This is a genomic window from Pseudomonas sp. PvP025 (assembly GCF_017832155.1).
GTDB lineage: Bacteria > Pseudomonadota > Gammaproteobacteria > Pseudomonadales > Pseudomonadaceae > Aquipseudomonas.
The window spans coordinates 5,505,604-5,529,682 of record NZ_JAFIBJ010000001.1 but is presented as its reverse complement, the minus strand read 5'-3'; the positions used below and the strand labels follow the sequence as shown (position 1 = coordinate 5,529,682).

The window sequence follows — 24,079 nt, the reverse complement described above, 5'->3', positions numbered from 1 at the left end:
CAATGCCATCATTGGGCAAAAGCGCTGCCGCAAGCAGGCCATTCACACAATGAAAACGCCATCTCCTATCCCTTCGCGATGCTTTTCGCTACCCTTGATCCTTTGATCGATACAGCCCTCACAGTATCGACCGCTCATCGTTTTAGGAAGGCTGCATGTCCACCCCCACAGTTCGCGAACAATTCCTTGTTATCAGTGCCCTCGGCGCCAACCCCATGGAGCTGACCAACGTCCTGTGCCGCGCCAGCCATGAAAACCGCTGCGCCGTCGTAACCTCGCGCCTGACCCGTCACGGCGAATGCAGCGCGCTGGTGCTGCAGATCTCCGGCACCTGGGACGCCCTGGCGCGCCTGGAAACCGGCCTGCCGGGCCTTGCCAAGAAGCATGACTTCACTGTCAATGTGGTGCGCAGCGCCGCGCTGGAGAACCGCCCACAGGCCTTGCCTTATGTGGCGTATGTCAGCTCGGCGTACCGTTCGGACATCGTCAACGAGCTGTGCCAGTTTTTCATCGACCATAACGTCGAGCTGGAAAACCTTACCTGCGATACCTACCAGGCGCCGCAAACCGGCGGCACCATGCTTAATGCCACGTTCACCGTGACTCTGCCGGCCGGTGTACAGATCAGTTGGCTGCGCGACCAGTTCCTGGATTTCGCCGACGCGCTCAACCTGGACGCGCTGATCGAGCCGTGGCGCCCACAGAACCCAATGTAAGGAGGTTATTCATGGCGGTAGTCATCGATACACCGGTCACTGATTTCGAAGCCCCGGCCACCAGCGGGCAGACCTTCAGCCTTGCTGACCTCAAGGGCAAGCAAGTGGTGATCTACTTCTACCCCAAGGACAGCACGCCGGGCTGTACCACCCAAGGCCAGGGTTTTCGTGATCTGCATGAAGCGTTCAAGGCAGCCAACACCGAGGTGTTCGGCGTATCGCGCGACAGCCTCAAGTCCCACGAGAACTTCAAGGCCAAGCAGGCATTCCCGTTCGAGCTGATCAGCGACAAGGACGAAGCGGTTTGCCAGCTGTTTGATGTAATCAAGCTCAAGAAGCTGTACGGCAAGGAATACCTGGGCGTGGATCGCAGCACGTTCCTCATCGACAAGGACGGTGTTCTGCGTCAGGAATGGCGTGGCGTGAAAGTACCGGGGCATGTGGATGCGGTGTTGGCGGCAGCGCAGGCGCTGAACAAGGCTTGATGCGATTCAGGCCTTGCGCAACCAATAGCGGTAAACACCCGCCTCATCTTCTTCGCGTTCCAGGGTGTGGCCGGCCAACTTGGCGAAGGTGCGGAAATCGCGCTGGGAGCCCGCATCCGTAGCGGTCACCTTGAGCACCGCGCCGCTGGTCATTCGATTGAGTTCCAGCTTGGCCTTGAGCAAGGGCAGCGGACAATTGAGGCCGCTGGCATCGAGTTCGGCATCAAAGGGTGCAGCGTCGGTCATGGTCTTACTCCGGGCAAGCGTTGGGTTGCTTAGAATATCTGGTCCGAAGCTCAGTGTCCGGCTACAGTAAGCTCTTTGCCCAAAAGGCTTTGTGCATGACTTTTTTGCGCCCTACCCTGTTGACGCTGGCCTGCCTGCTGGCCTCCCCAGGCTTCGCCGACGACCTGCCGTCACTTGGCGACGCCAGTTCTGCCATTGTCTCGCCACAACAGGAATACCAACTGGGCCGTGCATGGCTGGCCTACCTGCGCGGCCAGGTGTCGCAACTGAACGATCCGCAACTGAAGGATTACGTCGAGACCAGCGTGTACAAGCTGGTGGAGACGAGTCAGGTGAATGACCGACGGCTGGAATTCATCCTGATCAACAGCCCGCAACTCAACGCCTTTGCCGCACCGGGCGGGATTGTCGGCGTGAACGGCGGGCTGTTTCTCAATGCTCAGACCGAAGGCGAGTATGCCTCGGTGATGGCTCATGAATTGGCCCACCTGTCTCAACGCCATTTCGCCCGAGGCGTTGAAGCGCAGCAGCGCATGCAACTTCCCATGATGGCGGCCCTGCTCGGCGGCATTATTGCGGCCGCGGCAGGCGCAGGCGACGCGGGTATCGCCGCCATCGCCGGTACCCAGGCCGCAGCGATCCAGGAGCAGCGACGTTTCTCCCGCCAGAACGAGCAGGAAGCGGACCGCATCGGCATCCTCAACCTGGAGAAGGCCGGCTACGACCCACGCTCGATGCCCACCATGTTCGAGCGACTGATGCGCCAATACCGTTTCGATGCCAAGCCGCCGGAGTTTCTGTTGACGCACCCGGTGACCGAATCGCGGATTGCCGACACCCGCAACCGCGCCGAACAGTCCAAGCCGGGCGGCAAGGAAGACAGCCTGCGTTATCAGTTGATCCGCGCGCGCGTGCAGTTGAAGTACGAGGACACGCCAGGTCTGGCGGCCAAACGATTCCAGGCTCAGTTGGACGAGAATCCGAAAAACGATGTGGCCCGTTATGGTCTGGCAATCGCTCAGATAAAGGGCACTCAGCTTAAGGAAGCCCGGGAAAACCTGGCGCCATTGCTGGCCAAGGCTCCCAATGACATCACTTACAATCTGGCGCAGATCGAGCTGGACATCATCAACAACCGCATGCCGGACGCGCAGCAACGCACCGACCGCATGCTGAGCCAGTACCCCAGCAATTACCCGCTGAACCAGGTTCGGGTGGACCTGCTGCTTAAACAGAACCGCACTGCCGATGCAGAGAAAGCCCTGGATGGCTTGCTCAAGTCTCGTCCGGATGATCCGGATGTCTGGTATCAGGTCGCCGAGACACGCGGACTGTCGGGAAATATCATCGGCCTGCATCAGGCGCGCGCCGAGTACTTCGCTTTGGTAGGCGACTTCCAGCAAGCAATCCAGCAACTGGATTTCGCCAAGCGTCGGGCTGGCAGCAATTTCCCGCTGTCGTCGCGGATCGACGCTCGCCAGCGTGAACTGATTGAACAGGAACGTCTGGTGAAAGGGATGATGAGTTAAACCCATCGCCCACAAAAAAGCCCCGCCATCGTTAACCGACGGCGGGGCTTTTTATTGGGCTAGCAGATTACTCGGCGAGCTTGAAGGTGATGAAGCTGGCTCGACCCTGACGCAGGACGCGCATCGACACCGTACGGTTCTTCGGCAGTGCCTTGGCAATGTCGGTGAACTCCTTGGTGCTGTTGATCGCCTGATTGTTCAGGTGGGTGATCACGTCGCCCGGCTGCAAGCCGATCAGGGAGGCAGGGCCATCCTGGACTTCCTTGATCACCACGCCGCTCTTGAGGTCGAAGCTTTTCTTCTGCTCATCGGTCAGCTCGGCCACGGCAATGCCCAGGCGATTGCTGCTGCGCTCGGCGCCCGGCTTGGCGTTGCCCAGTGCATCAAGGGCTGCGCCCTCTTCCGGGATGGCGCCTACGGTCAGTTCCACGTTCTGGCGCTTGCCTTCACGAATCACTTCCAGCTTGGCCTTGCTGCCGGCCTTGAGTGCGCCCACCAGATGCGGCAGGTCTGCCGACATGATGATTGGCTGGCCGTTCATGCTCAGGATCACGTCGCCAACCTGCAGGCCGCCCTTGGCAGCCGGGCCGTCGTCCTGAATCTGCGCAACCAGGGCGCCGGCCGGCTTGTCGAGACCGAAGGACTCAGCCAGATCCTTGTTCACTTCCTGGATGACCACGCCCAACCAGCCGCGACTGACCTTGCCGCCGCTCTTCAGCTGATTGGAAACGTCCATGGCCACATCGATCGGGATCGCAAAGGACACGCCCATGAAACCACCGGAACGGGTGTAGATCTGCGAGTTGATCCCCACTACCTCACCGGCCAGGTTGAACAGCGGGCCACCGGAGTTGCCTGGGTTGATCGGCACGTCGGTCTGGATGAACGGCACATAGTTTTCGTTCGGCAGGCTGCGGCCAATGGCGCTCACAATGCCTTGGGTAACCGTGTGGTCAAAGCCGAACGGCGAGCCAATCGCAACCACCCACTGGCCGGCTTTGAGGTCCTGGGACTTGCCCAGTTTCAGCACGGGCAGGTCCTTGCCTTCGATCTTCAGCAACGCAACGTCGGAGCGCGGGTCAGTGCCCACCAGCTTGGCTTTGAGTTCGCTGCGGTCGGCAAGGCGCACGAGGATCTCATCGGCATCGGCAATCACATGATTATTGGTGAGAATGTAGCCATCCGGCGAAATGATGAAGCCCGAGCCCAGAGACTGGGCCTCACGCTGACCACCGCCGCCGCCACGCGGAGCGCGCGGCTGGGGCATACCGCGCTCGAAAAACTCGCGCAGCATAGGCGGCAGGCCTTCCAGATCGGGCATCTGCTGGTTCGAAACTTTGCGATCCGGCAGCTTTTGCGTGGTGCTGATGTTGACCACGGCAGGCGAGGCCTGCTCCACCAATTGGGTGAAATCAGGCAGCTCGGCCGCTTGCGCAGGCAGGGCCTGGCCCAGCACCAATACCGTGGCGACTATGGATAGGTAAGACTTCAAACGTGGTATCGACATACAGCTCCCGTTACGACGAGCAGGGTTGAGCGACAGGGTTCAAGAGACGCCGGAAACCGAGACCGGCGCCTTTGTTCCGCGAACAAAACAAGGTCAGCGCTGACAAGCCCTGACCTATAAAAAACATGGAGATTTTTTGCAAGTGAAAATGCTGATCCATACATTTCATGGTCTCGCCAGCCAACCTGGCATGGACTTTAGACTGAAAGGTCAGGATGAACATAGGATTAACGAATCACGGCTGGGTAGTAGCCGTTTTCTCACTGCGTACGGACAGAGCGATGCGCTCGGCAGTACCGATGGGGATTTCGCCGACAACGGTCACTATCCTTTCACCGTCCACCGTATTCAAGCGGCGAGAAACCGCAACCGTAGGGCCAATTTGCGTGCGGGTTTCCGTCGCGCTGACTTCGCTGATGGGTTCGAGAAACACCGAAAACCGCGCAAGCCCGTCTTCATACATCAGGCTTTCGACCGTTGCTTTGGTCTGCGCATCTTTGCGCGCACTGCTCTTGATTAACTGAAAACCCGGTGGCACCCATTCAAGATGCCATGCCTCGGAGGACTTGACCTCTGGCGCCTGCTCCTGAACAACTGCGACAGGCTTGCACTCACCCGTAGGCTGCAAGTCGCGATCAATTGGGGTGGTAGACGTGTCCAGCCGGGTGAATTGAAAACGCTCCAGCAATTGCCCTTGATCATTCAACAGCAGGGATTTAAGCGGCAAAGCGGTTTCGCGATCCAGATGCAGTTCAAACCCGAAGCGGTACTGGTCACGCGGCGTGATCGAGACGATCACTGCATTACGACCGGCAACACGGGATTCACCGATAACTGCCAGCTCGTAGAATTGAGTAAGTTTCTTTGGGTCAAGCGCACGTGAAGGGGATTCACGCGAATTGCCAAGGCCTGCGACAAGGACGCCGCTGACGCATTGAGTACGACCATCTACACGCACGACTTCCTGAGCAGACCCGTCAAGCTGCAATAACCGCTCGCGGACTTGACCTTTTTGGACGCGATGCCAAATGTCGTGGGTAGAAAAACTGCCATTGCGCTCGTATACGAACGTGCCTTTAAAACTTTGTTGTTGCTCTGCACGCCCAAGTCGAGTCAGCCAGTTTTGAGCTTCATCGGCATGGGCGGGGAGTGCAGACCAACCACTGAGTAAAAGCGTAAGGAGCGATATGGCGCGCATAGGGCTCCTTAAAGGTTCAGCGGTTTTCCAGGCTTGCAGCACGAGCGTATGGCAGAGCGCTTTCAGTGCCTTTCAAGGCAGATTCCTGTGCGTGTTGGCGCAGGTAGCCTGGAAGACGCTGATCCTGCCAGCCGGATTGGCCTTGAAGCACACCGTTGGCCATGGGGCCTGTGGCATCAGAGCTTTCCTTGTAGCCGGCCAGCACTGCCGGGCCCTTGACCTGCGGACCGGCCATGACCGGTTGCTGGGTCTGTTGGGCCAGTTCGGCACCCGCGATTTCGTCCTGGTTGTACAGGCGAACACCGGCCAGAACCGCAACAGTTACCGAGGCAGCCACTGCCAGGCGACCCAGGCTACGCCATGGACCACGTGCAGCCTTTGCCGGAACGGCTTCGTCAGCCAGCGCAGCAGAAACGGCCGCAGCAATATCCAGACGAGGGATTAGAAGATCCTTGTGCATCACCGCCCGAGCGACTTGGTAACGAGACCAGGTATCACGGGTTTCGGCATCATCAAATGCGTTAAGCACTCGACGAAGTTCCAGTTCATCCGCTTCGTTATCCATCACTGCGGACAGCGATTCCTGCAGGGCATCACGACTCATGGCGGTTCCTCTCTTGGCTGTCGCCGCTGTCTTTAGTTTTCCTGCAACAACGGTTGCAAGGCTTTATCGATGGCTTCCCGGGCCCGGAAAATCCGTGACCTCACAGTCCCCACCGGACACTGCATGACGCTCGCAATGTCTTCGTAACTCAGACCATCGAATTCACGTAAAGTTAACGCCGTCCGTAAATCTTCTGGCAGTTGCTGAATTGTGCGATGGACGGTGCCTTCAATCTCGTCGCGCAGCAATGCACGCTCCGGCGACTCGAGATCCTTGAGGCCGTGATCACCATCGTAAAATTCAGCATCTTCTGAACTGACATCACTATCCGGCGGGCGGCGTCCGCGAGACACCAGATAGTTCTTCGCCGTGTTGATGGCGATACGGTACAGCCACGTATAAAACGCACTATCACCGCGAAAATTGCCCAGTGCACGATAGGCCTTGATAAAGGCTTCCTGTGCAACGTCCTGCGCTTCATGGGTGTCGTGCACAAACCGCACGATCAACCCGAGAATTTTGTGCTGGTATTTCAGCACTAGCAGATCAAATGCTCGCTTGTCACCGCGTTGAACGCGCTCGACCAGCTGCTGATCCTCTTCCTGGGTTAGCATGAACACTCCTCGTAGTGCTTGAAGGAGGCTTGCATAACTAAACGATCAGGCTTGCAAACATAGACTCGGTCTTTTCGCAAAAGTTCTCCCCCTTTCAAGCAAGTTTCCGGCATGCACTGATTTGGCACACACGAAAAACGCAGCACGGTCAAAGCCGACTGCGCGAATAATCTTGTCGCCGGTTTGATGACGCGTCCAATGCTCCCGACGGGCCAATAAACTCAACTTTTTCCAGGTTTTGGGCAACCGGCTATTGAGTGGGGGCTCATGCAAAAAGTTCCCACCTTACTAACCGGCCAAGTGAGACCGGAACCGCGCTCCGTAATCTCACATTGCCACAAACGCCCGGCTATTGTGCCGCGCGCCCCCTCTATATACTAGTGGCCCGTGTGCCCCTTTGATTCGCCGATCCAGGCGTTCCTGCTTGCGCCAGCCCTGTGGATCGCTTTTTGCGGAATCCTTCCAATGAGCCAACAGTTTCAACACGATGTTCTGGTGATCGGCAGCGGCGCGGCCGGCTTGAGCCTGGCACTGACCCTCCCCAACCATTTGCGCATTGCGGTGCTGAGCAAAGGTGACCTGGCCAACGGCTCGACATTCTGGGCCCAGGGTGGTGTCGCAGCAGTGCTGGACGAGCACGACACAGTGCAATCCCATGTCGACGACACCCTCAATGCCGGCGGCGGTCTGTGCGACGAAGACGCGGTACGTTTCACCGTGGAGCATAGCCGCGAAGCCATCCAATGGCTGATCGATCAAGGTGTGCCCTTCACCCGCGATGAGCATACGGGCAGCGACGATGGCGGGTTCGAGTTTCATCTCACCCGCGAAGGCGGCCACAGCCAACGCCGCATCATCCACGCCGCCGATGCCACCGGGGCTGCCATCTTCAAGACCCTGCTCGAGCAAGCGCGCCAGCGTCCCAACATCGAGTTGCTGGAGCAACGCGTCGCCGTTGACCTGATTACCGAAAAACGCCTGGGCCTGGACGGCGCACGCTGCCTGGGCGCTTATGTGCTCAACCGCGTCAGCGGCGAAGTCGACACCTACGGCGCACGCTTCACCATTCTCGCTTCGGGTGGCGCAGCCAAGGTCTACCTCTACACCAGCAATCCGGACGGTGCCTGCGGTGATGGCATTGCCATGGCCTGGCGCTCGGGCTGCCGGGTGGCCAACCTGGAATTCAACCAGTTCCACCCCACCTGCCTGTATCATCCGCAGGCGAAAAGTTTCCTGATCACCGAAGCCCTGCGCGGTGAAGGTGCGCACCTGAAACTGCCCAATGGCGAACGGTTCATGCAACGCTTCGACCCGCGCGCCGAGCTGGCGCCGCGAGATATCGTCGCCCGCGCCATCGACCATGAAATGAAGCGCCTGGGCGTCGACTGCGTGTACCTGGACATCAGCCACAAACCGGCAGAGTTCATCAAGGCGCACTTTCCCACCGTCTACGAGCGCTGCCTGGCCTTCAATATCGACATCACCCAGGGCCCAATCCCCGTAGTGCCGGCCGCGCACTACACCTGCGGCGGCGTGATGGTCGACCAGCATGGGCGCACCGATGTGCCTGGTCTGTATGCGATTGGCGAAACCAGCTTTACCGGCCTGCACGGCGCCAACCGCATGGCCAGCAATTCGCTGCTCGAATGCTTCGTCTACGCTCGCTCAGCGGCGGCGGACATTCTCGAACAATTGCCAAACATCCCGGTACCCGCCGCCCTGCCCCGCTGGGACGCCAGCCAGGTGACGGACTCGGACGAAGACGTGATCATCGCCCACAACTGGGACGAGCTGCGCCGCTTCATGTGGGACTACGTGGGGATTGTGCGCACCAACAAGCGCCTGCAACGGGCCCAGCACCGCGTGCGCCTGCTGCTGGATGAGATCGACGAGTTCTACAGCAATTACAAAGTCAGCCGCGACCTGATCGAATTGCGCAACCTCGCCCAAGTGGCCGAGCTGATGATCCGCTCAGCCATGGAACGCAAGGAAAGCCGCGGCCTGCACTATACCCTCGACTACCCGCAGATGCTGCCCGAGGCCCGCAACACTATTCTGGTGCCAACCACCTACGGCGGCTGAATTTCAGGCGAGTGCGCAGGCGCCGGTGCACATCGGCGACCTGCGAATCTCTGGGCACACAGATAGAGCGTACCCGCCATTGCCCCGGCAATCGAAAGCGCAACACCACGATCAGCGGCAACGCCAGGCTGTCGGGGCGCAGCTGCACACTGTGCCAACCGCGCTCGGCGCTGAATAATTGCCAGCCGTCTTCATCACGGCGCAGGCCCAGAATCGACGAACGGTGAGTCAGCAGAATCTGACGCGGCAACACCCAGACGGCATGGGCCACGCACGCCAGCATGCCAAGAGCGGCAAAAGGCACGTCGAGCACCAGCAAGGCGCCCAGCGCTAACAGCTGGGCGAGGACATACGCCGCCAGCAACAGCCGCGAGGCCTGCCAGCGACATTCAAAGCGATTACTTGGGCTGGACACGATCCAGGATCATCCGAACCATGCGTTGCAGCTCCGGATCTTCAGACTCGGCGCGCTCCATGAACCAGCCGAACATGTCCTGGTCCTCGCATTCCAGCAACCGCACGTACAGGTCACGATCCACCTTATCGAGCGTCGCGTACACCTCTTTGGTGAACGGCACCAGCAACACATCCAGCTCAAGCATGCCGCGGCGGCTGTGCCAGTAGAGGCGATTGATTTCTACGTCTTCGACCATGGAACGCTCCTCAAATAGCGCGCAAGTATACAGGCCCGGCGGCACCCGAACAGCCAGCGTTGGTCGCGCCCCGAGGAAACTATCCATTTGCCGGGCGCCCCTCTATGATGCACGCATGACTTTTTGACCTGCGATGACCCATGGCCGACTCTGCTTTCTTCTGCCCCCTGTCCCACGAAGGCGTTCTCGCCGTCCGTGGCGCCGATGCCGCCAAATTCCTGCAGGGCCAACTCACCTGCAACCTCAATTACCTGAGTGACACCCAGGCCAGCCTTGGCGCGCGCTGCACGCAAAAAGGCCGCATGCAATCAAGCTTTCGCATTGTGTTGCAAGGTGACGGCGTGCTGATGGCCATGGCCACTGAGCTGCTGGAGCCGCAACTGGCGGACCTGAAAAAATACGCGGTATTTTCCAAATCCAGGCTCACCGACGAAAGCGCCGCCTGGGTTCGTTTCGGTCTTGCAAATGCTGATAAAGCGCTGAGCAGCCTGGGCCTCGATCTGCCGGACGACACCGACAGCGTCGCGAGTACCGATGCGCTGATCGCCATTCGCGTCTCCCCTGCCCGCGCCGAACTCTGGGCACCTGCCGAACACGCTGAAGCCGTACGCAGCCACCTGGCCGCGCAGCTTGACGAAGCGGGTTTGAACGAATGGCTGCTGGGCCAGATCCGCGCAGGGATTGGCCAAGTGATGCCACAGACCCGCGAGCTGTTCATTCCGCAGATGCTCAACCTGCAGGCTGTGGGCGGTGTCAGCTTCAAAAAGGGCTGCTACACCGGCCAGGAAATCGTCGCGCGCATGCAGTACCTGGGCAAACTCAAACGCCGCCTGTATCGCCTGAGCCTTGATGCCACACAGACGCCAGAACCCGGCACTGCACTGTTCTCCCCCAGCCACGGCAGCTCGATTGGCGAAGTGGTGATTGCGGCAAAAGCCGACCTGTCGATTGAACTTCTGGCGGTGTTGCAAGCCGAAGCTGCCGATAATGGCGACGTGCATTTGGGCTCGCTGGAAGGGCCTGCCCTGCAGTTGCTCGACCTGCCCTATCAACTTGATCGAGATCGAGAGATTCAGCGCTGATCACCGTACTTTTTTGCAGCACCCTTGAGAGCATGAATGAACAAACTGGCGGATAAAGTCCAACAGGCTTTGGTAAAGGCCATCGATAACGATGACCTGGTTCTGCCGACATTGCCGGAGGTGGCCCTGAACATTCGTCAGGCCGCCGAAAACCCGGATATCAGCATCAGCCACTTGAGCAAAGTGATCGGTCGCGACACCGCGCTGTCCGCACGCCTGATCAAAGTGGTAAACAGTCCGTTGTTGCGTGCCACTCAGGAAGTCACCAACCTGCACACCGCCATTACCCGGCTGGGCACCAACTACAGCAGCAACCTCGCCATCGGCCTGGTGATGGAACAGATCTTCCATGCCCGCTCCGAGGTGGTCGAACAGAAAATGCGTGACGTGTGGCGCCGCAGCCTGGAAGTGGCGGGCGTCAGCTACGCCCTGTGCCGCAGTCACTCACAGCTCAAGCCGGACCAGGCCGCCCTTGGCGGGCTGGTACACCAGATCGGCGTGCTGCCGATTCTCACCTACGCCGAAGATCACTACCAGTTGCTGTCCGACCCGGTCAGCCTCAACCACGTGATCGACAGCATCCACCCGCTGTTGGGCGACAAGCTGCTGAGCGTCTGGGACTTTCCGGAAATGCTCGCCAAGCTGCCCGGCCAATACCTGAACCTGGAGCGCGATTCCGCCAGGCTCGACTACATCGACATCGTTCAGGCAGCTGTGCTGTATTGCCATCGCGGCACTGATCATCCGCTGGCTGACGTGCCGTTGCCCGACGTGCCGTCGATCATCAAGCTGCGCATTGACCCCGACAGCGAGACCCTGCGCGCGCAGCTGGATGAAGCACGCTCGATGTTCTACTGATTCAACCGGCGACAAAACTTACCCGCACCTTCAACCCCGCCAACTCGCCATCATGCAGGCTGATCTGCGCCAGATGCGCACGGCAGATCTCGCCGACGATCGCCAGCCCCAGGCCTGATCCCATGCCCTGCTGACTGCGCCGATAGAAGCGCTCGAACACCCGGTCGCGTTCATCCAGCGGGATACCGGGGCCATCGTCCTCGACTTCAAGCACCGCCGGCGCCATGACCCGCAGGATTACATTGCCACCCGGCGGCGTATGCGCCAGGGCGTTATCCACCAGGTTGCTCAAAAGCTCGTTAAGCAGCGTCGGTTCGCCGCGCAGCCACACCGGCTCATCGGCCTCCAGCGCCAGGGCCACGCCGCGCGCATGGGCCAGCGGTGCCATGGCCATGCCCAGCTCTCGGGCCAATTGGCTGAGGTCAAGCAACTGCGCGCCGCCTTCGGCAATCGCGCGGGCACCGTTCTCGATGCGGGCCAGGGACAATAACTGATTGGCCAGATGAGTCAGGCGGTCGGTGCCTTGGGCGGCGCTCTCCAGAGTGCTGCGCCACGTGGCGGGCGCGTCGCTGCGCAGGCCCAGCTCAAGCCGGGCCTTGAGCGCCGCCAACGGGGTGCGCAATTCGTGGGCGGCGTCGGCAATGAACTGCGCCTGACGCTCGAACTGGCCGCGCAGGCGCTCGGTGAAGTGGTTGAGGGACCGCACCAGCGGGCCGAATTCATGCTGCACTTCCACCAGCGGCAGCGGGCGCAGGTCGTCGGGCTGGCGTTCTTCCACCGCTGTACGCAGGCGCTCCAGCGGGCGCAGCGCCGCGCTCACGGCAAACCACACCAGCAGCAGTGCACCGACGCCCAGCATGCCCAGGCGCAACAACGTGTCGGCCGCCAGGCTGCGGGCCATGCTGACGCGTGCTTCATCGGTTTCGGCCACGCGAATTTCCGCCATGCCGTTCATGTTCGGCTCGGAGACGGCCTTGAGCAGGCTGACCACCCGCACTTCCTGCCCTTGATACACCGCGTTGTAGAAACGCGCCAAGGCCGGATAGTCGTCAGTTCGCGGCGTGCCCGGCGGCGGGCCGGGAAGGTGCTCGTAGCCGGAGATGAGCTTCTGATCAATATCATTGACCTGGTAATAAATGCGCCCGGCGCTGTCGTAGGCGAAGGTGTCCAGCGCCACATAGGGCACATTGGCGCTGAGGGTGCCGTCGACCTGGGTCAGGCCGGCGGCGATGGTGCGCGCCGAGGCCAGCAGCGTGCGGTCATACGCCGTGTCGGCGGCCTCGCGACCGTTCCAGTAAGCACTCAAGCCACTGGCAATCATCAACACCACCAGCAACAACGCGAGGTTCCACAGCAGGCGCCAGCGCAGGCTGCTGGGCTTATGCATCGCGGGCTTCCAACAGGTAGCCCAGGCCTCGGAAGGTCACGATGGCAATGGGCTGGCCGTCGAGCTTCTTGCGCAGGCGGTGCACGTAGATTTCGATGGCGTCGGGGCTGGCTTCCTCATCCAGGCCGAAGACCTGGGAGGCGAGTTGCTCCTTGCTCATCACCCGGCCAGGCCGTGCGATCAGCGCTTCGAGCACGGCCTGCTCGCGGGACGTCAGGGTCATCAGCTCGCCGCCGACGGTAAAGCGTCGCGTGTCGAGGTCGTAGACCAGCACGCCGCAGGCCTGCTGGCGCTCGCCGCCGAGCACACTGCGCCGCAGCAGCGCCTTGACCCGCGCCTCGAGTTCCGTCAGTTCGAACGGCTTGGCGAGGTAATCGTCAGCGCCCAAATTCAAACCATGCACACGGTCCTTCACATCACTGCGCGCGGTCAGCATCAGCACCGGCAGATTTTTCCCACGGGCGCGCAGCCGCGCCAATACCTCAAAACCATCCATGCGCGGCAGCCCCACGTCGAGGATCGCCACCGCGTAATCCTCACTGCTCAAGGCCAGGTCGGCGGCCACCCCATCGTGCAGCACGTCGACGGTCAAACCCGTGCTCTTGAGCGCCTGGGCGACACTTTCGGCGAGCTGCAAATGGTCTTCAACCAAGAGGACACGCATGGATTTCTACCTCATTCAGGAGTGGTCGATGCCACGCTTCGCCGGGCAGTTTACAGGCGCCGCTTGGCCTGTGAAGCCCGAAAACATTGAAAGGCTACTGAAAGGTTAGCGAAAGCTTCGCGCTTTAGGATCCAAACACGGTGGTTCCAGCCCGCCGAGCGACCTGACCGTCGCGCCCGAAAAACGCCTCGACGCGTTTTCGCCAAAAATAAGAACAATAACGGAGTGCACAACGATGCTGTCGACACAGCCCCAGGCTTGCCCGCCTGTTCGTTTTCCCCGCATGACCCACACTGCCCTTGCCAGCGCCGCGGCCCTTGCCGGTTTTTCACCGCTCGGCCAGGCTGCCTTCTTCGAAGACAGCAGCGCGACCCTCGAAACCCGCAACATGTACTTCAACCGCGACTTCCGCGACGGCACCAGCGCCCAGCAATCCAGGCGCGATGAATGGGCTCAGGGTTTCATGCTCAACCTTCAGTCGGGCTACACCGACGGCACCATCGGCTTTGGCGTGGATGCGCTGGGCATGCTCGGCGTCAAGCTCGACTCCAGCCCCGACCGCACCGGCACCGGCCTCTTGCCCACCCATGACGATGGCCGCGCCGCCAACGAATATTCCAAGCTGGGCCTGACGGGCAAGGTGAAAGTGTCCGCCACCGAGCTGAAAATCGGTGCGCTGATCCCCGAACTGCCGATCCTCAAGCCCAACGACGGGCGCATCCTGCCGCAGACCTTCAACGGCGGCCTGCTGACCTCCAGGGAATTCAAGAACCTGACGTTCACCGGCGGCCGCCTCGACAAGGCTAAGGACCGCGACGACAGCAACTATGAGGACATCGCCCTCAACAACAAGAACAGCCGCTTCCTCAGCGGCGCCACCGGCAAGCACTTCAACTTCGGTGGCGTGGACTATAAATTCGCCGACAAGATCACCGGCAGCTACCACTTCGCCCAGCTCGACGATGTCTACCGTCAGCACTTCCTCGGCCTGGTCGCCGCCCGTCCCATGGGCCCCGGCACGTTCGGCGCCGACCTGCGGCTGGCCATCAGCGACGACACCGGCGCCGCCCGCGGCGGCAAGATCGACAACACCTCCCTCAGCAGCCTGTTCAGCTATGCCCTCAACGGCCACAAGCTCAGCGCCGGTTACCAGCGCATGTCCGGCGACAGCGCGTTCCCTTATGTGGATGGCAGCGACCCGTACCTGGTCAACTTCGTGCAGATCAACGACTTTGCCGGCGCCGAAGAGCGCTCCTGGCAGGCCCGTTACGACTACGACTTCGCCAAACTGGGCATTCCCGGCCTGAGCTTCATGAGCCGTTATCTGTCGGGTGACAACATCCGGCTGAGGAACGGCGAGACCGGCAAGGAATGGGAGCGCAACAGCGAGATCAAGTACGTGGTGCAAAGTGGCACGTTCAAGGATGTGGCGGTACGCCTGCGTAACGCCACCTACCGCTCCAACTATTCAGCCCGTGATGCGGATGAAATGCGCGTGCTGGTGAGCTACAGCGTCGCACTCTGGTAAGCAACTCATAACAACAATGACGGAGAAACCCATGACCCTTTCACTGCGTAAACTGGCCCTCGCCGCCGGCTGCATGCTGTTCGCCGGCCAACTGCTGGCCGCCGACGAGCCCAAGCGCCCGGAGTGCATCGCCCCGGCCTCCCCCGGCGGGGGTTTTGACCTGACCTGCAAGCTGGCGCAAAGCGCGCTGGTCAACGAGAAGCTGCTGAGCAAGCCGATGCGCGTGACTTACATGCCCGGCGGCGTCGGTGCGGTGGCCTACAACGCCGTGGTCGCCCAGCGCCCTGGCGACGCCGGCACACTGGTTGCCTGGTCCAGCGGTTCGCTGTTGAACCTGGCCCAGGGCAAGTTCGGACGATTCGATGAAAACGCCGTGCGCTGGCTGGCGGCGGTGGGCACCAGCTATGGGGCCATCGCAGTAAAAGCCGATTCGCCCTACAAGAACCTCGATGATCTCGTAAAAGCCTTGAAGAAAGATCCGGGCAGCGTGGTGATCGGTTCCGGCGGCACCGTGGGCAGTCAGGACTGGATGCAAACCGCGCTGATCGCCAAGGCTGCCGGAATCAACCCGCGCGAACTGCGCTACGTGGCCCTCGAGGGCGGCGGTGAAATCGCCACTGCCTTACTCGGTGGTCACATCCAGGTGGGCAGCACCGACATCTCCGACTCCATGCCGCACATCCTCAGCGGTGACATGCGCCTGCTGGCGGTGTTCTCCGAGCAGCGTCTGGATGAGCCGGAAATGAAGAATATCCCCACCGCTAAAGAGCAAGGCTACGACATTGTCTGGCCAGTGGTGCGCGGTTTCTACCTCGGGCCAAAGGTCAGTGATGCCGACTACGCCTGGTGGAAAGAAGCCTTCGACAAGCTGCTGGCGTCCGAAGAATTCGCCAAGCTGCGTGATCAGCGCGAGCTGTTCCCGTTTGCCATGACCGGTCCGGAGCTGGACACCTACGTGAAGAAACAGGTGGCTGACTACAAAGTGCTGGCCAAAGAGTTCGGCCTGATCCAGTAAACGCCCGTCATGTAACGCCGCTTCGGCAAGCCTGCCGAAGTGGCCTTGGAGTTTCCCATGCTCTTACAACGCATTTTCGCCGCGATGATGCTGCTGGTCTGTGCCGGCCTGGCCTTGATGGCCTGGCCGTATCAGGCGGCGTTTTCCTACGAGCCGGTCGGGCCTCGCGCCTACCCGCTGCTGATGCTCGGGCTGATGAGCCTGGGCCTGATCTATATGCTGTTTCGCCCGCAACCCACCCGGCACACCGAAGAAGAACCGGCGCTGGACCGCGAAACCCTGGTCAAGATCGGCCTCTGCGTTGCGCTGCTGATCGTGTTTGCCGGCACCTTCGAACCCCTGGGTTTCATTCTCAGCAGCATGCTGATCGGCATCCCGATGGCGCGCCTGTACGGCGGCCGCTGGCTGCCCAGCGTGGTGATCGTGACCTTGATGGCTGTCGGCCTTTATCTGCTGTTCGATAAAGCCATGGATGTGCCGCTGCCCCTCGGCCTGCTCGACGTTCTGGAGAACTGATATGGATACTTTTGGCTATTTGGGCCAGGGTTTCGGCGTCGCGCTGAGCCCGTATAACCTGGTGACCGCCCTGTGCGGCACCTTGATCGGTACCGTCGTCGGCCTGTTGCCGGGCCTGGGCCCGATCAACGGCGTAGCGCTGCTGATCCCTATCGCCTTCGCCCTGGGCCTGCCGCCGGAGTCGGCGTTGATCCTGCTGGCTGCGGTGTACCTGGGTTGCGAATACGGCGGCCGTATCAGCTCGATCCTGCTGAACATCCCGGGCGAAGCCTCCACTGTGATGACCACCCTCGACGGTTATCCGATGGCCCGTAAAGGCCTGGCCGGCGTGGCACTGTCGTTGTCGGCATGGAGTTCGTTCATCGGCGCGTTTATCGCCACCTGCGGCATGGTGCTGTTTGCGCCGCTGCTGGCCAAATGGGCGATCGCCTTCGGCCCCGCTGAATACTTTGTCCTGATGGTATTCGCGATTGTGTGCCTGGGCGGCATGGCCGGCGACAAGCCGTTGAAGACCTTTGTGGCGGCGCTGATGGGCTTGTTCCTGTCGGCAGTGGGTATCGACGCCAACAGCGGCGTGTACCGGTTTACCGGCGACAACATCCACCTCACCGACGGCATCCAGTTTGTCGTGCTGGTGCTGGGCCTGTTCTCCATCAGTGAGATCCTGTTGCTGCTGGAAAAAACCCACCGCGGCCAGGAAGCGGTGAAGGCCACCGGACGCATGATGTTCAACCTGAAGGAAGCCGGTGCGGTCTTCGTCGTCAACATCCGTTGCGGCCTGCTGGGCTTCATCATGGGCGTGCTGCCGGGTGCGGGTGCCACGCTGGCCTCGGCGGTTGCCTACATGACCGAGAAACGTATCGCCGGCGCCAGCGGCAAATTCGGCCAGGGCGACATGCGCGGTCTGGCTGCGCCGGAAACCGCCATCGGCGCTTCCGCCTGCGGCGCGCTGGTGCCGATGCTGACGCTCGGTGTGCCCGGTTCAGGCACTACCGCGGTGATGATCGGCGCCCTGTCGCTGTACAACATCACCCCGGGCCCGCTGCTGTTCCAACAGCAACCGGACATCGTCTGGGGGCTGATCGCCTCGCTGTTCATCGCCAACATCATGCTGGTGATCCTCAACATTCCGATGATCCGTATCTTTACGCGCATCCTCGCCGTGCCTAACTGGGCGCTGGTGCCGGTGATCGCCATCATCACCGCGATCGGTGTATACGCGGTTCACGCCACCACCTTCGACCTGTTCCTGATGGTGGGTATCGGTATCTTCGGTTATATCCTGCGCAAGCTGGACTTCCCGCTGTCGCCGGTGCTGCTGGGCTTCATCCTTGGCGGTTTGATGGAGCAGAACCTGCGCCGGGCGCTGTCGATCTCCAACGGTGCGCTGGAGATTCTCTGGTCGAGCCCGATCACCCTGGGTGTGTGGGTACTGACCGCGTTGATGCTGATGTTCCCGCTGATCCGCATCTACCGTAAACGCGCCCTGCAACGTCGTGCCCTGGCCGATGTCTGACGTCACCTTCAAGCAATGGTGGGGAACACCACTGGTCGGCCTGGCCGGTGGTTACCTGGCCAGCCTCGTCGGCTGGCCTTTGCCGTACATGGTTGGCTCGTTGCTGGCGATCATCCTGGTGCGCTGCCTCACGCCCTGGCAGTTGGCCGAGATTCCCGGCGGGCGCAAGTGCGGCCAATGGGTGGTGGGCATCGGCATCGGCCTGCATTTCACCCCGGTGGTGATCGAGCAGGTGATGAGCCACTTCGGGCTGATTTTCTTCGGTGCCTTGATCACCAGCCTGTCGAGCGTGGTCGGCGTGTGGTTGATGCGGCGCAGCGGCGAAGACCGCGCCACTGCGTTTTTCTCCAGCATGCCGGGCGGTTCCGGTGAGATGGTCAACCTCGGCGCACGCAATGGTGCCGTGCTCAGCCGGGTGGCCGCCGGGCAAAGCCTGCGCGTGCTGGTGGTGGTGCTCTGTATCCCGGCGATCTTCAAGTATTTACTGGGCGGCGGTGCGCCACAGTTTCATCCGGCACCCGTCGACTGGGCCTGGCTGGCCCTGCTGTTCCCGTTAGGCGCGCTGGTCGCCTGGGGCTGGCAACGCTTGCGCCAACCCAACCCCTGGCTGTTCGGGCCGTTGCTGGTAAGTGCCATTGCCAGCGTGACCTGGGACCTGCACATTGGCCTGCCTGACGGCGGCAGTCAGGTTGGCCAGTGGCTGATCGGCAGTGGTTTGGGCTGCCACTTCAACCGTCAGTTTTTTCGCCGTGCGCCCTCCTTCATGGGCCGCACCCTGATCGGCACGGCCTTGACCATGGCGCTGGCGACACTGGCGGCGGTAGGGCTGAGCGCCCTGACCCAATTGGACCTGCGCTCACTGACCCTGGGCATGATGCCCGGCGGCATTGCGGAAATGAGCCTCACCGCAGAGACCTTGCAACTGTCGGTGCCGTTGGTGACGGCGATGCAGGTGATGCGCTTGTTGTTCGTGCTGTTTTTGGCCGAGCCGTTGTTTCGGCGCTGGGAGCGCCAACCCGACAACATGTGAAACCTTCGACGTTTTTCTGCCGCCGGCTTCAGATCGGCGGCAGCCGCCAGTCAATTGGCGCCTCGCCATTCTGCTCAAGAAACTTGTTGGTGCGGCTGAAGTGACCGCAGCCCAGAAACCCGCGATACGCCGACAAGGGCGACGGGTGCACCGAGGTCAGTACCAGATGCTTGGTGGCATCGATCAGCTTCTGCTTGCCCTGGGCATGGGCGCCCCACAGCAGGAACACCAGATGCGGCTGATGCTCACTGACCACTTCGATAATCCGATCGGTAAAGAACTGCCAGCCCTTGCCCGCATGCGCATTGGCGTTGGCGCGTTCCACCGTCATGGTGGTATTGAGCATCAGCACACCCTGGTCAGCCCAGCTTTGCAGATAGCCGTGGTTGGGAATGTCGATATTCAGGTCGCGCTTGAGTTCTTTGTAGATGTTGACCAGCGACGGCGGTGCCGGCACGCCCGGCTGCACCGAAAAACACAGGCCATGGGCCTGGCCGGGACCGTGATAAGGGTCCTGGCCGAGGATCACGACCTTGACCTTGTCCAGCGGCGTGGAGTTGAGGGCGTTGAAAATCAGCGGGCCCGGTGGATAGATCTCCTTGCCGGCCGCATGTTCCTGACGCAGAAACTCGCGCAATTGGGCCATATAGGGCTTGTCGAACTCCTCACGCAGGGCGTGCTTCCAGCTGGGCTCGAGTTTGATACGGTCGCCGTCGGTCATGTTGGGTTCATCGTGCAGAAAAAGAATGGGCGAACCCTAGGAAACGTGCCCCCGCTTGTCAATTGATCTGACACACCACCGGCACTTTCCCGTGGAGCGATCATACTGATCCTTCACCTTCTCGATTTGAGGTCACGATGAATCTGCACTTCGAAGAGCTGACCGGCAGCGGCGGCGCCCGTATCGGCATCGCCAGCCTGGACGCTGAAAAATCCCTCAATGCCCTTTCCCTGCCCATGATTCTGGGCCTTGGCGAACGCCTGGAGGCCTGGGCCAAAGACCCCAACATCGTCTGCGTGCTGCTGCGCGGCAACGGACCCAAGGCCTTTTGCGCCGGTGGCGAAGTGCGCAGCCTGGCCCAGGCGTGCCTTGAGCAACCCGGCGAAGTACCGGCCCTGGCCGCGCAGTTTTTCGCCGCCGAGTACCGCCTTGACTACCGTCTGCACACCTATCCCAAGCCGGTGCTTTGCTGGGGCCATGGCTACGTACTGGGCGGCGGCATGGGCCTGCTGCAAAGTGCGTCTGTACGCATCGTTACGCCCGGCAGCCGTCTGGCCATGCCGGAGATCAGCATCGGCCTGTACCCGGACGTAGGCGCCAGCCGCTTCCTGTCGCGCCTGCCCGGCAAACTCGGCCTGTTCCTGGGCCTGACCGGCGCGCACATCAATGGCCGCGACGCCCTGGACCTGGGTCTGGCCGACCGTTTCCTGCGCGACGATCAGCAAGACGAATTGCTCGAAAGCCTGCTGCAACTCAATTGGCAGGAACAGAGCGCGATGCAACTCAACAGCCTGCTCAAGGCCCTGGCCCGGGAGGCCGTCGACCAGCAGCCCGAAGCGCAATGGCTGCCACGCCGGGCGCAAATCGACGACTGGCTGGACGTGGGCGATGTGCGCTGTGCGTGGCGCGCCTTGAGCCAGCTAAGTGATCACGCTGACCCGCTGCTGAGCCGCGCCGGCAAGACCCTCAGCGAAGGCTGCCCGCTGACCGCACATCTGCTGTGGGAACAGCTGCAGCGCGCACGCCACCTGTCGCTGGCCGAGGTGTTCCAGATGGAGTACACCATGACGCTGAACTGCTGCCGCCATCCGGAATTCAGTGAAGGTGTTCGCGCGCGATTGATCGACAAGGATCAGAAACCCCGTTGGCACTGGCCCGATATCAACACAGTGCCAGAAGCCGTGGTGCAGGCGCATTTTCACAAGGCGTGGGAGGGACGACATCCCCTGGCGGATTTTTCCTACTTCTGACAGTTATAGCCTCGGCTTCGAGAGTGTGAATGCACAGTTGTCAGGCTGACTGTCCTGGCAGATATACACTTCTTGTTCAAGCGGGTCCTTGGCGATCTGCCAGTGCAAGGTGCTTGTCAATGAAAAGGCTTCGGCTACGTCAGCTTTTCCTGGGCGCAACGCCACGCTCTGGCCGCTGCCGGTACGGTAAACGCACTTATCCAAGCGACCGTTTTCGCGCTCTTGATCCTTCTCCGGGATGAAAATCGCACCAATGAAACGGTCGACAAAATCCCGGTGTTGGACTTTAGAACTCTGCCAGGGCAAACGCATATCGGACGTCAGGAAAAAGCCTTCGACATACCTGATTGTCGATGGGTAAGGACAGCCAAACTCGTCGTGGGCCTGGGCGAACCCGCCAACCATAAGCAAATACAGACAAATCACGTTTCTTATCATTTTAGAGTTCCATCCATTTCCCTGGGCATTTCGGGGGCACAACGGCCGTCCCCAGTGAAGTCCATTTGAGTCTTATAAGATACCTGTTAATTCTGACAGTGCCGACAAACGGTAGGCGTAAAAAAACGGCGCCTTTGGCGCCGTTTCCGTTAATAGAGCATTCATCGATGGCCGCCACGCCCTCCGCCATGGTCACCGCCGCGTCCTCGTCCACCGTTATGCCAACGGTCTCCCCAACCCTGATTCGGGTAAGGCCGGTATCCGGCGCGCGGCCCGTAGTAACGCGGCGACGGTTGGTAGTAGCGAGGGGCCGGGGTGTAGTAGCGCGGGGCCGGGTAGTAATCCCGCCGGTACTGATACGCCGGGCCGCCGCCGTAGTAATACACAGGCGCCGGCTCGGTGTAGACCTCGGAGCGATAGTAGGTGGTGGTGCCCTCGTAATAGGGCACACAGCCGGAAAGCGTCACGCCGAGCAATGCAGCAAGCAGCAGTCGTCGATACATGGCGGCCTCCTGGACCGCGGAAGAGCACCTCCAGCGACGCTGGAGAGCGGCATTCAGCCTTCACTGAATGACGAAATATCTGACATCAAAAACTGAATCTGGTGCGTTTTGGTAATAGCTTGATACATCTCCTTTGAACGCCCGACTGGCTTGAATATTGCGTCACCGCTGGTCGACTTGATCATTGAATAAAGGAACATTTCTGGACGAAATGAAACTTTAAATAATTCGATAATGTCACTATGACATCGCACAACAGCACGGAGGCTCTAGAGCGAGCATCCTACTCTTATACCCTCGGATTTCCGCCATGAAGATTTCAACCAAACTGCTGCTCTCATTTGTCATGTGTGCGTTTATTACCCTGGGCGTTGGCGCACTGGGCATCAAAGGCGTGATCCGTCTGGCTTCGGCCCTCGATTTAACGTTTTCCAACAATCTGGTCTCGGTCAGCAACACTGCAGCGACCCTCAATGGCCTGGTGTCACACAACCGTGGCTTGTACCGGTTGATGGACGCCAATAATGGCGACGTTGCGCGTGAAGATCGTGAGCGCGTGCGTCAAGATGTTGCCAATCAACTCAAGGCCGGCCTGAGCGCTTACGCCACTTACCGCGCGACACCGCTGGAAGATGACGAACGCGCCGCTGGGGACAAGTTTGATCAGATGTTGCCCGGCTATATCAGCAACTCCGAACGCATCGTTGCATTGCTCGACGCTGGCCAGACCGAACAGGCACGAGCACTACTCAACGGCACCAACAACGAAATGTTCAGGCAGGCCCGCGAACTGATCCGGGTCATGATCGATTCCAACAACCGCCAGATCAAAGAAGGCTCGGCCGCCGCCGATGACCTGCGCAGCAGCGCCATGAACTGGATGATCGGCGGTATCGTGCTGGCCTTTATCATCGCTATCACGGTCGGCCTGCTGATCACGCGCCTGATCACGCGGCCTATCGCCCACGCCGTGGAAAGCGCCCAGCGGATCGCCAAGGGCGACCTGACCCACGCGATCCTCACCGATCGCACCGATGAAGCCGGTCAACTGCTGATGGCAATTTCGGATATGCAGAGCGGATTGAAAAGCACACTACTGGAAATCGCCAATGCTTCGGATCAACTGGCATCCTCTGCTGAAGAGCTGAGCGCGGTGACCGACGAGAGCACGCGCAGCCTCACCCGCCAGAACGACGAAATCCAGCAAGCCGCCACAGCCGTCAACCAGATGACCGCAGCCGTCGACGAAGTGGCCAGCAACGCCGTGTCCACCTCGGAGGCTTCGAGCCAGGCCACCACAGAGGCTGAAGAAGGCCAGCAGCAGGTGCAACAGGCTGTTTCCGGCATGAGCTCGATGGTGGTGGAAATCAACGACTCAACGCAATCGGTCGCCGACCTCGCCAATCAGGTTCGCGAAATCGGCAAAGTGATCGATGTGATTCGCGGCATCGCCGACCAAACCAACCTGCTGGCGCTCAACGCGGCCATCGAAGCAGCGCGCGCGGGCGAGCAGGGCCGTGGTTTTGCGGTGGTCGCCGACGAGGTGCGCGCATTGGCCCATCGCACCCAGACCTCCACCGTGGACATTGAAAAAATGATCGGCGAAGTACAGGCCGGCGCCGACGATGCCGTGGCGGCGATGAACAAGAGCCTCACCTGGGCCAATAACACCCAGACCCTGGCGCAGAACGCCGGGCACGCGTTGCAGCGGATTACCAGCAGCGTGGCGAAGATCAACGAACGCAATCTGGTGATCGCCTCCGCGTCCGAAGAGCAGGCTCAGGTGGCCCGCGAGGTCGACCGCAACCTGCTGAACATCCAGGACCTGTCGGCCCAGACCGCCGCCGGTGCCAACCAGACCAACGCTTCCAGCCAGGACCTTTCACGCCTGGCGACCTCGTTCAATCTGCTGGTGAGCAAGTTCAAGCTGTAAGTAG

Annotated in this window: 25 protein-coding genes; 13 read left to right on the top strand and 12 right to left on the bottom strand. The window is 60.7% G+C overall.

Annotated features, from left to right (window positions below):
• Positions 1-155: 155 nt before the first annotated feature.
• Positions 156-716: a glycine cleavage system protein R gene (locus tag JOE32_RS24200; protein ID WP_003172487.1), complete on the top strand. Its 561-nt coding sequence runs from the start codon at positions 156-158 to the stop codon at positions 714-716.
• 11 nt (positions 717-727) lie between these two features.
• Entirely contained in the window at positions 728-1,201 is a 474-nt protein-coding gene (locus JOE32_RS24195) for a peroxiredoxin (RefSeq protein ID WP_209989950.1), read from the top strand.
• 6 nt (positions 1,202-1,207) lie between these two features.
• On the opposite strand, the gene JOE32_RS24190 is transcribed toward JOE32_RS24195, so the two are convergent.
• Positions 1,208-1,447: a sulfurtransferase TusA family protein gene (locus JOE32_RS24190; RefSeq protein ID WP_209989948.1), complete on the bottom strand. Its 240-nt coding sequence runs from the start codon at positions 1,445-1,447 to the stop codon at positions 1,208-1,210.
• 95 nt (positions 1,448-1,542) lie between these two features.
• Here JOE32_RS24190 and JOE32_RS24185 point away from each other — a divergent pair, with 95 nt between their 5' ends.
• Positions 1,543-2,976: a M48 family metalloprotease gene (locus JOE32_RS24185; protein ID WP_209989945.1), complete on the top strand. Its 1,434-nt coding sequence runs from the start codon at positions 1,543-1,545 to the stop codon at positions 2,974-2,976.
• A gap of 67 nt (positions 2,977-3,043) precedes the next feature.
• On the opposite strand, the gene JOE32_RS24180 is transcribed toward JOE32_RS24185, so the two are convergent.
• The 4 genes from JOE32_RS24180 to rpoE all read right to left on the bottom strand — a co-directional run bounded on the left by JOE32_RS24180 (position 3,044) and on the right by rpoE (position 6,899).
• Positions 3,044-4,483, bottom strand: a complete 1,440-nt coding sequence (locus JOE32_RS24180; RefSeq protein ID WP_209989942.1) for a DegQ family serine endoprotease — start codon at positions 4,481-4,483, stop codon at positions 3,044-3,046.
• Between the two features lie 235 nt (positions 4,484-4,718).
• Positions 4,719-5,681 carry a MucB/RseB C-terminal domain-containing protein gene (locus JOE32_RS24175; protein WP_209989940.1) on the bottom strand — a complete coding sequence of 321 codons (963 nt, stop codon included), beginning with the start codon at positions 5,679-5,681 and terminating at the stop codon, positions 4,719-4,721.
• Between the two features lie 16 nt (positions 5,682-5,697).
• Entirely contained in the window at positions 5,698-6,285 is a 588-nt protein-coding gene (locus JOE32_RS24170; protein ID WP_034096393.1) for an RseA family anti-sigma factor, read from the bottom strand.
• Between the two features lie 32 nt (positions 6,286-6,317).
• A complete protein-coding gene (rpoE, locus tag JOE32_RS24165) occupies positions 6,318-6,899 on the bottom strand; it encodes an RNA polymerase sigma factor RpoE (RefSeq protein ID WP_003172477.1) in 582 nt (193 codons plus the stop codon).
• 465 nt (positions 6,900-7,364) lie between these two features.
• Here rpoE and nadB point away from each other — a divergent pair, with 465 nt between their 5' ends.
• The gene (gene nadB, locus JOE32_RS24160; RefSeq protein WP_209989936.1) at positions 7,365-8,981 is read left to right on the top strand and encodes an L-aspartate oxidase; all 1,617 of its coding nucleotides are present in this window, start codon (positions 7,365-7,367) and stop codon (positions 8,979-8,981) included.
• Here the strand turns inward: nadB and JOE32_RS24155 are convergent.
• Positions 8,950-9,396: a protein YgfX gene (locus JOE32_RS24155; protein ID WP_209989934.1), complete on the bottom strand. Its 447-nt coding sequence runs from the start codon at positions 9,394-9,396 to the stop codon at positions 8,950-8,952. The genes nadB and JOE32_RS24155 overlap by 32 nt on opposite strands.
• A complete protein-coding gene (locus JOE32_RS24150) occupies positions 9,380-9,634 on the bottom strand; it encodes a succinate dehydrogenase assembly factor 2 (RefSeq protein ID WP_003233917.1) in 255 nt (84 codons plus the stop codon). Before JOE32_RS24150 ends, JOE32_RS24155 begins: the two co-directional genes overlap by 17 nt.
• Before the next feature lie 140 nt (positions 9,635-9,774).
• Here JOE32_RS24150 and JOE32_RS24145 point away from each other — a divergent pair, with 140 nt between their 5' ends.
• Together JOE32_RS24145 and JOE32_RS24140 are read left to right on the top strand one after the other, a co-directional pair.
• Positions 9,775-10,716, top strand: coding sequence for a folate-binding protein YgfZ (locus tag JOE32_RS24145; protein WP_209989931.1), 942 nt, complete (start codon positions 9,775-9,777; stop codon positions 10,714-10,716).
• Positions 10,717-10,752: 36 nt separating this feature from the next.
• Complete coding sequence (locus JOE32_RS24140; RefSeq protein ID WP_209989928.1) at positions 10,753-11,574, top strand: HDOD domain-containing protein; 822 nt, start codon at positions 10,753-10,755, stop codon at positions 11,572-11,574.
• A 1-nt stretch (position 11,575) separates the two neighbouring features.
• Here the strand turns inward: JOE32_RS24140 and JOE32_RS24135 are convergent, their stop codons facing one another.
• Complete coding sequence (locus JOE32_RS24135) at positions 11,576-12,961, bottom strand: sensor histidine kinase (protein ID WP_209989925.1); 1,386 nt, start codon at positions 12,959-12,961, stop codon at positions 11,576-11,578.
• A complete protein-coding gene (locus JOE32_RS24130) occupies positions 12,954-13,625 on the bottom strand; it encodes a response regulator (protein WP_027604325.1) in 672 nt (223 codons plus the stop codon). The genes JOE32_RS24135 and JOE32_RS24130 overlap by 8 nt, the downstream gene beginning before the upstream one ends.
• A gap of 235 nt (positions 13,626-13,860) precedes the next feature.
• On the opposite strand from JOE32_RS24130, the gene JOE32_RS24125 reads away from it, so the two are divergent.
• The 5 genes from JOE32_RS24125 to JOE32_RS24105 are packed head-to-tail and all read left to right on the top strand — an operon-like array spanning position 13,861 to position 19,230.
• Positions 13,861-15,153, top strand: coding sequence for an OprD family porin (locus JOE32_RS24125; protein WP_209989922.1), 1,293 nt, complete (start codon positions 13,861-13,863; stop codon positions 15,151-15,153).
• Between the two features lie 31 nt (positions 15,154-15,184).
• Positions 15,185-16,168, top strand: coding sequence for a tripartite tricarboxylate transporter substrate binding protein (locus JOE32_RS24120; protein ID WP_209989919.1), 984 nt, complete (start codon positions 15,185-15,187; stop codon positions 16,166-16,168).
• Between the two features lie 57 nt (positions 16,169-16,225).
• Complete coding sequence (locus JOE32_RS24115) at positions 16,226-16,684, top strand: tripartite tricarboxylate transporter TctB family protein (protein WP_209989916.1); 459 nt, start codon at positions 16,226-16,228, stop codon at positions 16,682-16,684.
• Between the two features lies 1 nt (position 16,685).
• Positions 16,686-18,200 (top strand): tripartite tricarboxylate transporter permease, encoded by a 1,515-nt coding sequence (locus JOE32_RS24110; RefSeq protein WP_057007900.1) that lies wholly within the window; start codon positions 16,686-16,688, stop codon positions 18,198-18,200.
• Positions 18,193-19,230: an AbrB family transcriptional regulator gene (locus JOE32_RS24105; protein ID WP_209989913.1), complete on the top strand. Its 1,038-nt coding sequence runs from the start codon at positions 18,193-18,195 to the stop codon at positions 19,228-19,230. The genes JOE32_RS24110 and JOE32_RS24105 overlap by 8 nt, the downstream gene beginning before the upstream one ends.
• A 28-nt stretch (positions 19,231-19,258) precedes the next feature.
• On the opposite strand, the gene ung is transcribed toward JOE32_RS24105, so the two are convergent.
• Positions 19,259-19,951 (bottom strand): uracil-DNA glycosylase, encoded by a 693-nt coding sequence (ung, locus tag JOE32_RS24100; protein WP_003233900.1) that lies wholly within the window; start codon positions 19,949-19,951, stop codon positions 19,259-19,261.
• A gap of 137 nt (positions 19,952-20,088) precedes the next feature.
• Between ung and JOE32_RS24095 the strand changes: the two genes are divergently transcribed.
• The gene (locus tag JOE32_RS24095) at positions 20,089-21,201 is read left to right on the top strand and encodes an enoyl-CoA hydratase/isomerase family protein (protein WP_209989909.1); all 1,113 of its coding nucleotides are present in this window, start codon (positions 20,089-20,091) and stop codon (positions 21,199-21,201) included.
• Between the two features lie 3 nt (positions 21,202-21,204).
• Here JOE32_RS24095 and JOE32_RS24090 read toward each other — a convergent pair whose 3' ends face one another.
• Both JOE32_RS24090 and JOE32_RS24085 read right to left on the bottom strand, forming a co-directional pair.
• The gene (locus JOE32_RS24090; RefSeq protein WP_209989906.1) at positions 21,205-21,639 is read right to left on the bottom strand and encodes a DUF3757 domain-containing protein; all 435 of its coding nucleotides are present in this window, start codon (positions 21,637-21,639) and stop codon (positions 21,205-21,207) included.
• A 161-nt stretch (positions 21,640-21,800) separates the two neighbouring features.
• Positions 21,801-22,142, bottom strand: a complete 342-nt coding sequence (locus JOE32_RS24085; RefSeq protein ID WP_209989903.1) for a hypothetical protein — start codon at positions 22,140-22,142, stop codon at positions 21,801-21,803.
• 310 nt (positions 22,143-22,452) lie between these two features.
• Here JOE32_RS24085 and JOE32_RS24080 point away from each other — a divergent pair, with 310 nt between their 5' ends.
• The gene (locus JOE32_RS24080) at positions 22,453-24,075 is read left to right on the top strand and encodes a methyl-accepting chemotaxis protein (protein ID WP_209989900.1); all 1,623 of its coding nucleotides are present in this window, start codon (positions 22,453-22,455) and stop codon (positions 24,073-24,075) included.
• Positions 24,076-24,079 lie beyond the last annotated feature (4 nt).

What these genes read in the sequence shown, in the direction of transcription:
- JOE32_RS24200 (WP_003172487.1), top strand. Translation starts at nt 156, where the DNA reads ATGTCCACCCCCACAGTTCGCGAACAATTCCTTGTTATCAGTGCCCTC.
- JOE32_RS24195 (WP_209989950.1), top strand. Translation starts at nt 728, where the DNA reads ATGGCGGTAGTCATCGATACACCGGTCACTGATTTCGAAGCCCCGGCC.
- JOE32_RS24190 (WP_209989948.1), bottom strand. Translation starts at nt 1,447, where the DNA reads ATGACCGACGCTGCACCCTTTGATGCCGAACTCGATGCCAGCGGCCTC.
- JOE32_RS24185 (WP_209989945.1), top strand. Translation starts at nt 1,543, where the DNA reads ATGACTTTTTTGCGCCCTACCCTGTTGACGCTGGCCTGCCTGCTGGCC.
- JOE32_RS24180 (WP_209989942.1), bottom strand. Translation starts at nt 4,483, where the DNA reads ATGTCGATACCACGTTTGAAGTCTTACCTATCCATAGTCGCCACGGTA.
- JOE32_RS24175 (WP_209989940.1), bottom strand. Translation starts at nt 5,681, where the DNA reads ATGCGCGCCATATCGCTCCTTACGCTTTTACTCAGTGGTTGGTCTGCA.
- JOE32_RS24170 (WP_034096393.1), bottom strand. Translation starts at nt 6,285, where the DNA reads ATGAGTCGTGATGCCCTGCAGGAATCGCTGTCCGCAGTGATGGATAAC.
- rpoE (WP_003172477.1), bottom strand. Translation starts at nt 6,899, where the DNA reads ATGCTAACCCAGGAAGAGGATCAGCAGCTGGTCGAGCGCGTTCAACGC.
- nadB (WP_209989936.1), top strand. Translation starts at nt 7,365, where the DNA reads ATGAGCCAACAGTTTCAACACGATGTTCTGGTGATCGGCAGCGGCGCG.
- JOE32_RS24150 (WP_003233917.1), bottom strand. Translation starts at nt 9,634, where the DNA reads ATGGTCGAAGACGTAGAAATCAATCGCCTCTACTGGCACAGCCGCCGC.
- JOE32_RS24145 (WP_209989931.1), top strand. Translation starts at nt 9,775, where the DNA reads ATGGCCGACTCTGCTTTCTTCTGCCCCCTGTCCCACGAAGGCGTTCTC.
- JOE32_RS24140 (WP_209989928.1), top strand. Translation starts at nt 10,753, where the DNA reads ATGAACAAACTGGCGGATAAAGTCCAACAGGCTTTGGTAAAGGCCATC.
- JOE32_RS24135 (WP_209989925.1), bottom strand. Translation starts at nt 12,961, where the DNA reads ATGCATAAGCCCAGCAGCCTGCGCTGGCGCCTGCTGTGGAACCTCGCG.
- JOE32_RS24130 (WP_027604325.1), bottom strand. Translation starts at nt 13,625, where the DNA reads ATGCGTGTCCTCTTGGTTGAAGACCATTTGCAGCTCGCCGAAAGTGTC.
- JOE32_RS24125 (WP_209989922.1), top strand. Translation starts at nt 13,861, where the DNA reads ATGCTGTCGACACAGCCCCAGGCTTGCCCGCCTGTTCGTTTTCCCCGC.
- JOE32_RS24120 (WP_209989919.1), top strand. Translation starts at nt 15,185, where the DNA reads ATGACCCTTTCACTGCGTAAACTGGCCCTCGCCGCCGGCTGCATGCTG.
- JOE32_RS24115 (WP_209989916.1), top strand. Translation starts at nt 16,226, where the DNA reads ATGCTCTTACAACGCATTTTCGCCGCGATGATGCTGCTGGTCTGTGCC.
- JOE32_RS24110 (WP_057007900.1), top strand. Translation starts at nt 16,686, where the DNA reads ATGGATACTTTTGGCTATTTGGGCCAGGGTTTCGGCGTCGCGCTGAGC.
- JOE32_RS24105 (WP_209989913.1), top strand. Translation starts at nt 18,193, where the DNA reads ATGTCTGACGTCACCTTCAAGCAATGGTGGGGAACACCACTGGTCGGC.
- ung (WP_003233900.1), bottom strand. Translation starts at nt 19,951, where the DNA reads ATGACCGACGGCGACCGTATCAAACTCGAGCCCAGCTGGAAGCACGCC.
- JOE32_RS24095 (WP_209989909.1), top strand. Translation starts at nt 20,089, where the DNA reads ATGAATCTGCACTTCGAAGAGCTGACCGGCAGCGGCGGCGCCCGTATC.
- JOE32_RS24090 (WP_209989906.1), bottom strand. Translation starts at nt 21,639, where the DNA reads ATGATAAGAAACGTGATTTGTCTGTATTTGCTTATGGTTGGCGGGTTC.
- JOE32_RS24085 (WP_209989903.1), bottom strand. Translation starts at nt 22,142, where the DNA reads ATGTATCGACGACTGCTGCTTGCTGCATTGCTCGGCGTGACGCTTTCC.
- JOE32_RS24080 (WP_209989900.1), top strand. Translation starts at nt 22,453, where the DNA reads ATGAAGATTTCAACCAAACTGCTGCTCTCATTTGTCATGTGTGCGTTT.